General features: G+C 70.2%; 11 protein-coding genes. 6 read left to right on the forward strand and 5 right to left on the reverse strand.

Features of this window, described 5'->3' with window-relative positions:
• The first annotated feature begins 131 nt into the window (after positions 1–131).
• Genes ABIC28_RS24260 through ABIC28_RS24270 form a run of 3 tightly spaced genes read left to right on the forward strand, consistent with a single transcriptional unit; the run spans position 132 to position 2,703 of the window.
• The gene (locus ABIC28_RS24260; protein WP_097213978.1) at positions 132–425 is read left to right on the forward strand and encodes a DUF3311 domain-containing protein; all 294 of its coding nucleotides are present in this window, start codon (positions 132–134) and stop codon (positions 423–425) included.
• On the forward strand, positions 422–2,086 hold the full coding sequence (gene mctP / locus ABIC28_RS24265; RefSeq protein ID WP_097213977.1) for a monocarboxylate uptake permease MctP: 1,665 nt from the start codon (positions 422–424) through the stop codon (positions 2,084–2,086). The genes ABIC28_RS24260 and mctP overlap by 4 nt, the downstream gene beginning before the upstream one ends.
• Before the next feature lie 47 nt (positions 2,087–2,133).
• Positions 2,134–2,703 (forward strand): DUF4126 domain-containing protein, encoded by a 570-nt coding sequence (locus ABIC28_RS24270; RefSeq protein WP_097213976.1) that lies wholly within the window; start codon positions 2,134–2,136, stop codon positions 2,701–2,703.
• A gap of 34 nt (positions 2,704–2,737) precedes the next feature.
• Here ABIC28_RS24270 and ABIC28_RS24275 read toward each other — a convergent pair whose 3' ends face one another.
• Both ABIC28_RS24275 and ABIC28_RS24280 read right to left on the reverse strand, forming a co-directional pair.
• Positions 2,738–3,598: an alpha/beta hydrolase family protein gene (locus tag ABIC28_RS24275; RefSeq protein ID WP_097213975.1), complete on the reverse strand. Its 861-nt coding sequence runs from the start codon at positions 3,596–3,598 to the stop codon at positions 2,738–2,740.
• Positions 3,599–3,801: 203 nt separating this feature from the next.
• On the reverse strand, positions 3,802–4,998 hold the full coding sequence (locus tag ABIC28_RS24280; protein WP_099459062.1) for an RsbRD N-terminal domain-containing protein: 1,197 nt from the start codon (positions 4,996–4,998) through the stop codon (positions 3,802–3,804).
• 130 nt (positions 4,999–5,128) lie between these two features.
• Here ABIC28_RS24280 and ABIC28_RS24285 point away from each other — a divergent pair, with 130 nt between their 5' ends.
• Positions 5,129–6,094 carry an alpha/beta hydrolase family protein gene (locus ABIC28_RS24285; RefSeq protein ID WP_097213973.1) on the forward strand — a complete coding sequence of 322 codons (966 nt, stop codon included), beginning with the start codon at positions 5,129–5,131 and terminating at the stop codon, positions 6,092–6,094.
• Positions 6,095–6,142: 48 nt separating this feature from the next.
• Here the strand turns inward: ABIC28_RS24285 and ABIC28_RS24290 are convergent, their stop codons facing one another.
• Complete coding sequence (locus ABIC28_RS24290; RefSeq protein WP_354581236.1) at positions 6,143–6,649, reverse strand: DUF2004 domain-containing protein; 507 nt, start codon at positions 6,647–6,649, stop codon at positions 6,143–6,145.
• Positions 6,650–6,899: 250 nt separating this feature from the next.
• Between ABIC28_RS24290 and ABIC28_RS24295 the strand changes: the two genes are divergently transcribed.
• Together ABIC28_RS24295 and ABIC28_RS24300 are read left to right on the forward strand one after the other, a co-directional pair.
• Complete coding sequence (locus tag ABIC28_RS24295) at positions 6,900–7,769, forward strand: endonuclease domain-containing protein (protein WP_097213971.1); 870 nt, start codon at positions 6,900–6,902, stop codon at positions 7,767–7,769.
• Between the two features lie 333 nt (positions 7,770–8,102).
• Positions 8,103–8,294, forward strand: a complete 192-nt coding sequence (locus tag ABIC28_RS24300; protein ID WP_027500842.1) for a hypothetical protein — start codon at positions 8,103–8,105, stop codon at positions 8,292–8,294.
• A gap of 118 nt (positions 8,295–8,412) precedes the next feature.
• Here the strand turns inward: ABIC28_RS24300 and purH are convergent, their stop codons facing one another.
• Together purH and purN are read right to left on the reverse strand one after the other, a co-directional pair.
• Positions 8,413–9,966 (reverse strand): bifunctional phosphoribosylaminoimidazolecarboxamide formyltransferase/IMP cyclohydrolase, encoded by a 1,554-nt coding sequence (gene purH / locus ABIC28_RS24305; protein ID WP_354581239.1) that lies wholly within the window; start codon positions 9,964–9,966, stop codon positions 8,413–8,415.
• Positions 9,963–10,604 carry a phosphoribosylglycinamide formyltransferase gene (gene purN, locus ABIC28_RS24310; protein ID WP_077042660.1) on the reverse strand — a complete coding sequence of 214 codons (642 nt, stop codon included), beginning with the start codon at positions 10,602–10,604 and terminating at the stop codon, positions 9,963–9,965. Before purN ends, purH begins: the two co-directional genes overlap by 4 nt.
• Between the last annotated feature and the right edge of the window lie 35 nt (positions 10,605–10,639).

Consider the following 10,639-nt stretch of genomic DNA (forward strand, 5'->3'; position numbering starts at 1 on the left):
CTACCGCGCCGCGTGCCGCGTGGCCGATTCGAGACCTCGGATCGCGGACATCGCGGCACACCGAGGGGTAGTTTTCCGCGGGTGCGGGTTGCACTCGGCAGTCCGCCGCGTCGAGATGCGGAGTACCCATCATGACTGCGGAGCACGATCACGACACCACCCCACCTGCGAACAAGCGCCTGCTGGCCCTCGCCGTGGTCCTGCTGCTGCTGCCGATCGTCGCCATCCTGTGGGTCTCGACCTACGCGCGCAGTGGCCCCGAACTGGGCGGCGTGCCCTTCTTCTTCTGGTACCAGTTCCTGTGGGTGTTCCTCTGCGCAGGCGCCACCTGGTCGGCCTACAAGATCGTGCTGAAGGCCCGCCCGCACCGGCCGATGACCGAGGGGCCCGCGCCCGAGGTCACCGACGGCGGGTCCGACCGGTGACCACGCCGGCCGCGAGCGACACCGGCGTCAACGGCGTGGCCCTGGCCGTCCTGATCGCCCTGTTCACGCTCGTCACGGTGATGGGATTCCTGGCCTCGCGCTGGCGCCGGGCGTCGAACCTGCAGACCCTCGACGAGTGGGGGCTCGGCGGCCGAAGCTTCGGCACCTGGGTGACGTGGTTCCTGATCGGCGGCGACATCTACACCGCGTACACCTTCATCGCGGTGCCTGCCGCGATGTTCGCGCTCGGCTCGGTGAGCGGCTTCTTCGCGATCCCGTACGCGATCGTGGTGTACCCGATCATCTTCGTCTTCATGTCGCGACTGTGGTCGGTGAGCCACCGGCACGGGTACGTCACCACCGCAGACTTCGTCGGCGGCCGGTACGGCTCCCGCTGGCTCTCGCTGGCGATGGCGCTGACCGGCATCCTCGCGACCATGCCGTACATCGCGCTGCAGCTGGTGGGCATCCAGGCCGTGCTCGAGGTCATCGGCATCGGCGGCGCGGACAACGTGATCGCCAAGGACCTGCCCCTGCTCATCGCGTTCGCGGTACTGGCCGCCTACACCTACTCGTCGGGCCTGCGCGCGCCCGCGATCATCGCGTTCGTCAAGGACACGCTGATCTACCTGGTCATCATCGTGGCTGTGATCTACCTGCCGTCCCGCTACGGCGGCTGGGGCCACATCTTCGACGCCGCCGAGGCGAAGATGGCCACCCCGAATCCCGCCACCGGTAAACCGACCGGGACATTCATCCCGAACAGCCAGCAGTACTGGGCCTACGCGACACTGGCGCTCGGCTCGGCCCTGGCACTGTTCATGTACCCGCACTCGATCACCGCCACCCTGTCGTCGAAGTCCCGCAACACCATTCGGCGCAACGCCGCGATTCTGCCCGCCTACACGTTCCTGCTGGGCCTGCTCGCCCTGCTCGGCTGGGTGGCGATCGCCGCGGGCACCAAGCCGATCGGGCTGGACGGCAAACCCAATGCGCAGCTGGTGGTCCCGCAGCTGTTCGAGGACGCCTTCCCCGCCTGGTTCGCCGGGGTCGCGTTCTCGGCGATCGCGATCGGCGCGCTGGTGCCGGCGGCGATCATGTCCATCGCGGCCGCAAATCTGTTCACCCGCAACGTGTACCGCGAATGGTTCAGGCCCGGCGCGACACCCGCGCAGGAGGCCAAGGTCAGCAAACTGACCTCGTTGTTCGTCAAGTTCGTCGCGCTGATCTTCGTGCTGACCCTCGACAAGCAGAACGCCATCAACTTCCAGCTGCTTGGCGGCATCTGGATCCTGCAGACGTTCCCCGCCATCGTGTTCGGGCTCTACACCCGCTGGTTCCATCGGTGGGCGCTGCTCGCGGGATGGGCGGTCGGCATGGTGTACGGCACGATCGCGGCGTACAACGTCTCGTCCGCCACCGCGGCGCATTTCGCCGGATCGCTAGCCTCGATCCCCGGCATCGCGCAGATGGGCTACATCGCGTTGACGGCGTTCGTGGTCAACATCATCGTCGCGGCGGTGCTCACGCTGGTCATGCGGGCGGTCAAGGCCCCGGACGGGGTGGACGCGACCATCAGGGGCGACTACTTCGCGGACGCGGGCGATCCCCGGGTCGCGCCGCTGCCGCCGACCCCGACGGAGGCCACCCCCAGCCCGTGACGGATGAATCCGGTGGGCACGCCGTGGAAGACTCCTAGACTCTGCCAATGGAGACCTGGCTGCTGCCCGCCCTGCTCGGACTCGGACTGGCCGCCGCCACCGGCCTGCGCACCTTCCTGCCGCTGCTGATGCTCAGCGCGGCCGCACACTTCGAACTGTTCGGCATCTCCCTCGGCGAGAGCTTCGCGTGGGTCGGGTCGACCGGCGCGTTGGTCGCCCTTGCCGCCGCCACCGCCGCCGAGCTGCTCGCCGACCTGATCCCGTTGGTGGACAACGCACTCGGGATGTTCGGCACCATCTCGAGGCCGATCGCGGCGGCCATCGCGGCGGGCGCGGTGTTCACCGACCTCGACCCGTCGACCGCGGTGATCGCGGGCATCATCGTCGGCGCGCCCACCGCGCTCGCGTTCAGCGCGGCGCAGACCGGAACCCGCGCGGTGAGCACCGCGACCACCGGAGGTCTCGCAAACCCCGCGCTGTCGGTGATCGAGGACGGCGTCTCGTTCGGCATGGTGCTGGTGGCCTTCCTGCTGCCGCTGCTCATCCCGCTGGTGCTGGGCCTGATGCTGTGGTTCGCATGGAAGGGCGCGCGCCGGGTGCGGGCGCTGCGTTCATAGGGGCATACCGCAGACTTCACACCCGGCGCACCACTCAGCCCGGGATCTGGCCGGCCAGCGCGTTCCGCTTGAAGTCGGAGAACTGGCGGCTGTCCGAGCAGAAGCCGCAGTTCGGACCGAAGAACTCGGCGCGGGCGTTCGCGTCGTCCATCAGCCAGTACCGGAGCCAGGCCGTGGACGGTGCGCGCATGTCACCGCCCGAGATGCCGGTGCCGAAGTGGGTGGCGCCGCGCAGTTCCGCGTACTCCGCCGGGACGTGGTCGGCGTCGTTGTACATGCCCTTCACCAGGATCGGCCACACGATCGCGTCGAACTGCCCGGCGAGGAACAGCACGGGCTCGTCGATCAGATCGACGTCGTTGAGCGGTCCCGGCTGGATCGCGACGACGGTGTCGACCCGGGGGTCGACGGCGGCGTTGATCGCGCCCGAGCCGCCCTGGGAGTGTCCCGCGGATCCGACCCGGTCCAGGTCCACCTTGCCGTGGAAGACGCTGGCGGGGTCGGCATTGAGGTTCTCGATGAGGTCGATGCCGCTGCGCATGGTGATCGCGAAGTTGCTGGCGGGGGTGTTGGCGGCGACCACGATGAAGCCGTGGCTGGCGTAGTGCCGCAGCAACAGGGTGTACGCGCCGGGGAGCACCCCGGTGCCGTTGCCCCAGATGACCACGGGATGCTTCTCGCCGCGCGCCCCCATGTTCTGCGGGTAGTACAGCGTGTGCACCGCACCGATGCTGACCTCCGGCGTATAGGGACCGGGCGCGGCCCAATTCCGCCCGACGCTCGGGATGCCCTCGGCCTGCGCGGGCGCGGCGACGGCCGTCAGTGTCACCGCGGTGACCGCGGCCGTGACGGCGGCGGCCAGCCAGGCGCGGAGGATGGAAGTGCGAGTGCGCATGCGCGAACACCTTCCCTTTCGATAGTCGCCCGAGGGCGGGTTGCGCACCGGCACAGCATGACTCCGGGCCGGTGACGGGGAGTTCATGGCGTGAAAGCTATGCCGCGCCCTCGACGCGTGCAGCCGAAATCCGATCTCCGCGCGGGCCTTGTGCCCGAGCACAATCGGGCGGCCCCTGCACTGGCTCGGCTGCCCAGATCGGGCTATCGGCGAGCGGCCTCGACAGCCAGCGCCAGCTCGATCATCGCGCGCGGGTCGGTGATGGATCGGGCGGTGAGGTCCTCGATCCGCCGCAACCGGTTCAGGACGGTGTTGCGGTGACAGAACAGCGTCGTGGCCGCGCCCGCAGCCGAGCCGCCCGCGTCCAGCCAGGCGGTGACGGTGTCGAGCAACAGGTCACGTTCCACCGGCGGCAACCGGAGCACCCGGCCCAGCACCACCGTTCGGAGTCGCTCCGCGAGATCCGGCTGGGCGGCGACCAGTGCGATCGGCAGCCGCCGATCGAGCACCACCACCTCGTCGGTGTCGGGCCCGCAGGTCTGCAACGCGATCTCGGCGAGCCAACGGGCCCTGGCCAGCTCGGCCAGCGAACCCACCACCGGGCTGATCCCGGCGGCCACGCCCTGTTCCTCCAGCAGCCTGGCGGGCTCGGCCACCTCGTCCGACCCGAGCGAGATCAGCCCCACCTCGTGATCCGCGCGGATCCGCCACAGGATGTGGAAGCCCCCGGTCGCCGAGTAGCCCCGGTCCCGGGGCAGACCGGCACCCCGCCCGACCGACCGCACCACGGCCACCGCGTAGCGGCCGCGCTCGGCCAGCCCAAGAAACGCCGACGCCTCCGCGACGAGGCCCGCTCCCCCGCCGACGGGGAAGTCGGCTCCCGGCCCGCCGAGCAGGACGTCGAGCACGGCGTTCCGCCGCTCGCCGTCCCGCGCCAGGCGCTCGGATTCCGCCTCATGGTAGGCATCGGCGACCGCGCCGACGAGGAGGTCGACGATGTCCCACAGATCGCCCACGCACGGCAGGAGGTCGGGCAGCGAGGCCGGGTACTCCTCGGCCACCGTCTCGATCATGGCCTGCCAGAGCAGCCGGCAGCCGCGTCGGTACGCGTCCTGCAGCGAGGACAGCGGCAGGCCCTGCTCGGCCCGGGTCCGGCCGGTCCAGGCGGCGTCGGAGAGGTCGACGGGACGATCCTCGGAGCGGTCGAGCATCGAGGTCATGGCCTGGCCGAGGTTGTGCAGGATCGTGTCCCGCAGCTCCGCGGGGGCGACCAGCGCGGCGTAGGCGCCGTCCTCGGCGAGGATCTGCTCGGCCAGCCCCGCGGCGATCGCGGGCAGTCGCCCCGAGAGCGGCCGCGCCACCGCGGTCAGGATGTGTGAGGCGTTGTCCCCGTCGCGCACCCAGCCGCCGCCCTTCTCCGCGAGACCATCCCGCGGCCGCAGGCACGGTGCGCGATGAGCAGGATGGTAGCCCGCGGGGCGGCGCCGACGGGCTCGTTCCCCGGCCCCCCGCTCTGGTAGACAGTGGGCCATGGCCGACACCGAGATCACCTTTGCCAGCGGCGACGTCACCCTGCACGGCAGCCTGCGGCTCCCCGACGGCGTGTCGGGCCCGGTGCCCGCGGCGCTGCTCCTCGCCGGCAGCGGGCCGACCGACCGCAACGGGGACAGCGCCCTGATGCCCGGGTCCATCGGCACCCTCCGCTTCCTGGCCGACACGATGGCGGACGCCGGCTTCGCGAGCCTGCGCTACGACAAGCTCGGCAGCGGGGAGACCGGACTGGGGCCGTACGAGGTCGAGGACGTCGCGGGGCTCGGCTTCTCCACCTTCGTGGACGCGGCCGCCGACGGGCTGGATTACCTTGCGGCGCAACCAGATGTCGATGCGGACCGGCTGCTGGTGGTCGGGCACAGCGAGGGCGCTCTGGTCGGGCTCGCGCTTGCGGTCGCCGATGACGCCCCTGCCCTCGCCGGGCTCGGCCTGCTCGAGCCGCTCGCGGTCCGGCTGCTGGACCTGCTGACCCGGCAGATCAACGCGCAGGTGGACGGCGCCCTCGGCGCCGGGGCGCTCCCGCTCGAGCTGGCCGACGAGCTGCGCACCGCGCTGACCGAGGCCGTCGAGTCGTTGCGCGCCGACGGCACCCTCCCCGACGATCTGCCCGAGCCGCTGCGGATGGCCGGGTTCGTGCCGGTCAACGCCAAGGCGCTCGCCGAGGAGGATGCGCTCGACCCGCGCGTGCTGGCGGGCGCGCTGCCCGCGGGACTGCCGGTGCTGACCAGTTGCTCGGCGCGGGACACCCAGGTCGCGGACGCCGACGTGGACGCGCTGGACGTGGCGCTGGCCGCCGCAGCGTTGACATCGGTGCGGATGACCACGGCCAATCACGTGCTCAAGGAGATCGGCGAGCGGGACTCGACCGGCGCCGACTACATCGAGGACCTGCCCTACTCAGCGGAGTTCACCGCCGGGTTCCGGAACTGGCTCGCCGGGCTCTAGGCCACGTCTCCCGACCTGTTCGACTGGTTGGACGCGAGGTCGATCTCGTCAGCTCTCCCACGAGGTGCTCGTGGCATGCCGGTCCGAATCGAAGCGAACGACCAGGAGCTGATCGGAATCATCCGGCGACAGCGTGAAATCGATCCAGCTCACCAGTCCGCCACCCTCGCCCACAGACAAGACGAACGCCTTCGGGTCCAGGAGAGCCACCAACTCCTCCGCCGTCGCGCGTTGACCTCGAAACGCCTCGTACGCCTTCCGAACCTCGGGAAGGTCGAGCTCGTCCGTGTGGAACTCCACGAACTGGGCGACCTGCATCCCGGTGCCGAGATCCTCCACGAGGAGCTTGCGTGCCTTGCCGACCAACTCGGGGAACGCGTCGATGAGGCCACCCGTCTCACCCAGGAGCTCGCCCTTCCGAGAGACACTCTCGAAGATGGACAACCACACGGGCACAGCACCGTTCGGCGTTCGAATGGTGACCTCGCCGGCAAATCCGGTTTCGGTGTCCAACGACAGCGGACCCGCCGACTCCGAGTGAATTGTCACCTGCATCCCGCAAGCATGCCCTAGTCGTCCCTGGCAGCGGTCGTCCCGGGCCCGCGGCCGTCTCGGGCCCGCGGCCGTCTCGGGCCCGCGGCCGTCTCGGGCCCGCGGCCGTCGCCGAGCGTGCAGCTGCCGTCGCGCCTACCCGAGCGATGTCCCGACAACTGCACTCTCGGCCGATCTGTGGACAACCGAATCGGTTCTCCACAGATCGCCGCGGACCCTGTCGGAGCCGTGACCCATCGGCCAGTCTCGACGGATGGGGGAATTCGACGAACCGTTCTCGGGCAGCGCGGCCGTCGCGGTCGGCACTGTGACCGACCGGCAACTACGCCTGAACTTCCACCGGATCCACCGAGATGTGTACATCGCCAAGGGAATCAGGATCGACGCGATCCTCCGCGCGCGGGCCGCGGCGCTCTGGGCCGGCGAGGACGGGATCCTCGCCGGGATGTCCGCCGCGGCGGTGCACGGCACCAAATGGATCGACCCGGGCACCCGCGCGGAGCTGTTCCGGACGGGCAGCAGGCGCAGCACGTCGGGAGTGCTGATCCACGGTGACGCACTGGGTCCGGACGAGATCTGCCTCGCCGGTGGGTGGCTCGCGTCGACCCCGGCCCGCACCGGCTACGACCTCGGCCGTCGGCTGCCGTTCGACCGCGCGGTCGAGATGCTCGACGCACTCTGCAACGCCACCGACACGAAGCCCGAGGAGATCCGTGCGGTCGCCGAGAATCACAGCGGGGCAAGGGGAATCATCCAGCTCCGTCATGTCCTCGAACTCGTCGACGGCGGCGCGGAGTCGCCGCAGGAGACCCGAACCCGGCTGCTGCTGATCGACGGCGGGTTGCCGCGCCCGTCGACGCAGATCGCCGTCCGGGACGGGCGAGGCCGCGTCGTCGCGCGGTCGGACATGGGATGGGAACGCTGGAAGGTTCTCGTGGAATACGACGGCGAGCAGCACTGGACCGACGAGAGCCAACGCGCGTGGGATGTCGAGCGGCTCGAACTGCTGGCGAACCTCGGGTGGCGGGTGGTCCGCGTCGGTTCCGCGCAGCTGCGACTGCGTCCGCACACGGTCGCCAAGCGCGCCCGTGCCGCGCTGTGGGAGGCGGGCGCCCCGGTCTGACCACCCCGTCGAGTGTGCAGATTCCGTCGTCCCATCTCGGCCGATGCACCGGCAGATGCACTCTCGGCGGCCCAGGCGCGGGAATCCGAGATGCGCTGGCCGCCGGCGTGCTGTAGCGTTCTCGCCTAACCAACGACGCCTAGACCGAAGGGACGGCCACAATGACGCATTACGCGCACCTCAGCGCCGTACCCGCGTGGCAGTGCCACATGTCGGCCAAGCGCGTATCCCGAGAACGATCCTGACGTAGCGGATCCGTTCTCGGCACCCAGGGCACACGCCCGGGTGCCGTTTCTTTTACTACCCCCAGCATTTCAACAGCAAGGAAATCCCATGAAGCTTCGTATCAGCCAACTGTCCACGGCACCGCCGCTGACCTCCCTTCCCGCCGACCTCACCGGCCACGCGGTCACCCTCGACCTGTCCCACACCGACGCCGCCCAGCGCGCGGCCGCGACCGACCTGGCCCGCGAGCTGCTCGACCGCGGCGCCGCCCGGATCGTGATCTCCGGGTCGGCCGCCTGACGACCGCGTCGAGTGTGCAGCTACCGGGGCATCGCCCGGGTAGGAACGACGAAAGGTGCACACTCGGCGGGAAGCGAGCGTGCACCTTTCGTCAGAACCTCAGTGCGCGAGAAGAACCTCAGTGCGCGAAGTGGCGCGCCCCGGTCAGGTACATCGTGACGCCTGCCTCGCGAGCGGCCTCGATCACCTCGTTGTCGCGAACCGAACCGCCCGGCTGCACGACCGCCTTGACGCCAGCGGTCGCGAGCACCTGGAAGCCGTCCGGGAACGGGAAGAACGCGTCGGAGGCGCCCACCGAACCGGCGACCCGGTCCCCCGCGCGCTGCACGGCCAGGTGCGCCGAGTCGACGCGGTTGACCTGACCCATGCCGACGCCGACCGAAGCGCCGTCGTGGGCGAGCAGGATCGCGTTCGACTTGACGGCGCGGCATGCGCGCCAAGCGAATTCGAGATCCTTCATGGTCGCGGCGTCGGCCGCGTCACCGGTGACCAGGGTCCAGTTGGCCGAGTCGTCGCCCTCGGCGTCGAGCACGTCCCGCTCCTGCAGCAGCGCGCCGCCGGAGATCGGACGCAGCTCCACGCCGGTCGCGTTCGGAACCGCGGCCTCGAGCACCCGCACGTTCTTCTTGCGGGCCAGCACCTCGACTGCACCGGGGGCGTAGGAGGGCGCGATCACGACCTCGGTGAAGATCTCGGCGACCTGCTCGGCCATCTCGACGGTCACCTCGCGGTTCGCGGCGATGACGCCACCGAACGCGCTGACCGGATCGCAGGCGTGCGCCTTGCGGTGCGCCTCGGCGATGTCCGCACCCACGGCGATGCCGCAGGGGTTGGCGTGCTTGATGATCGCGACCGCGGGCTCGGCGTGGTCGAAGGCGGCGCGCCACGCGGCGTCACCGTCGGTGTAGTTGTTGTACGACATCTCCTTGCCGTGCAACTGCTTCGCCTGTGCGAGTCCGGCGGGGGCAGCCGGGTCCTCGTACAGCGCCGCGGCCTGGTGCGGGTTCTCGCCGTAACGCAGGACCGCGGTGCGGTTCCAGCTCGCGCCTGCCCACTCGGGGAACTGCGAATCGGACTCGACGAGGGTCGAGGTCATCCAGCCGGCGACCGCGACGTCGTAGGACGCGGTGTGCTGGAACGCCTGCGCGGCAAGGGAAGTGCGCTCGGCCATGGTGAACCCGCCCGCCGAGATCGCGGCGAGCACGTCCTCGTACTTGCCCGGGTCCACGACGACCGCGACCGAAGGGTGGTTCTTGGCCGCGGCGCGCACCATCGACGGACCGCCGATGTCGATCTGCTCGACGCACTCGTCCGGGGTGGCGCCGGATGCGACGGTGGCGGTGAACGGGTACAGGTTCACGACCACCAGCTGGAACGCCTCGACGCCCAGCTCGACCAGCTGATCGAGGTGCTCGTCCTTGCGGGTGTCGGCGAGGATGCCGGCGTGCACGCGCGGGTGCAGGGTCTTGACGCGACCGTCGAGCGTCTCCGGGAAGCCGGTCAGGTCCTCGACCTTGGTGACCGGGATGCCGGCATCGGCGATCTTCGAGGCCGTTGAGCCGGTGGAGACCAGCTCGACCCCGGCCTGGTGCAGCCCGGTGGCCAGTTTCACGAGGCCGGTCTTGTCGTAGACGCTCACCAATGCGCGGCGCACAGCCTTACGTTCGGTCACTTCGGGATCACGGCCTTTCGTCCATCGGAAATAACACCTCGGGTGGCGACGGCGGCGAGAACCTCCGCCAGCAGTCGCCGTTCCACCGTTTTGATCCGCTCGTGCAGGCTCGACTCGTCGTCGGACTCGAGCACGGGCACGGGCTCCTGGGCCAGGATCGGTCCGGTGTCGACCCCGGCATCGACCAGGTGCACGGTCGAACCGGTGATCTTCACGCCGTAGGCCAGGGCATCGGGCACCGCGTGCGCGCCGGGGAACGAGGGCAGCAGGGCGGGATGGGTATTGATGATGCGGCCGCCGAAGCGGTCGAGGAACTCGGGGCCGAGGATCTTCATGAACCCGGCCGAGACGATGAGGTCCGGCTGGTGCGCATCCGTCGCCTTGGTCAGCGCCCGGTCCCATGCGGCCCTGTCGGCGTGGTCGCGCAGTCCCACCCGGAAGGCGGGGATGCCAGCGGCCTCCGCGTGCCCGGCAGCGTCGCAGTCGCGGTCGACCCCGACCGCGACGATGCGGGCGGGGTAGTCGTCGACGGCGGCCGCGATCAGCGACTGCAGCAGGCTCCCGGTACCGGAAGCGAGGACCACGACTCGGACCGGCTCGGTCGAGCCGGGGCGGAAGTACTCACGCGAGGCAGTCAGCGCTCTACTCCTGTGTGCGGGCCGGCGACCGGAGT

The sequence above is a fragment of the Rhodococcus sp. PvR044 genome (assembly GCF_040548995.1).
Classification (GTDB): domain Bacteria; phylum Actinomycetota; class Actinomycetes; order Mycobacteriales; family Mycobacteriaceae; genus Rhodococcus_G; species Rhodococcus_G oryzae.

Bases quoted from the DNA above. Each gene is read 5' to 3' on its own strand.
- ABIC28_RS24260 (WP_097213978.1), top strand. From the start codon at position 132: ATGACTGCGGAGCACGATCACGACACCACCCCACCTGCGAACAAGCGC.
- ABIC28_RS24270 (WP_097213976.1), top strand. From the start codon at position 2,134: ATGGAGACCTGGCTGCTGCCCGCCCTGCTCGGACTCGGACTGGCCGCC.
- ABIC28_RS24275 (WP_097213975.1), bottom strand. From the start codon at position 3,598: ATGCGCACTCGCACTTCCATCCTCCGCGCCTGGCTGGCCGCCGCCGTC.
- ABIC28_RS24285 (WP_097213973.1), top strand. From the start codon at position 5,129: ATGGCCGACACCGAGATCACCTTTGCCAGCGGCGACGTCACCCTGCAC.
- ABIC28_RS24290 (WP_354581236.1), bottom strand. From the start codon at position 6,649: ATGCAGGTGACAATTCACTCGGAGTCGGCGGGTCCGCTGTCGTTGGAC.
- ABIC28_RS24295 (WP_097213971.1), top strand. From the start codon at position 6,900: ATGGGGGAATTCGACGAACCGTTCTCGGGCAGCGCGGCCGTCGCGGTC.
- ABIC28_RS24300 (WP_027500842.1), top strand. From the start codon at position 8,103: ATGAAGCTTCGTATCAGCCAACTGTCCACGGCACCGCCGCTGACCTCC.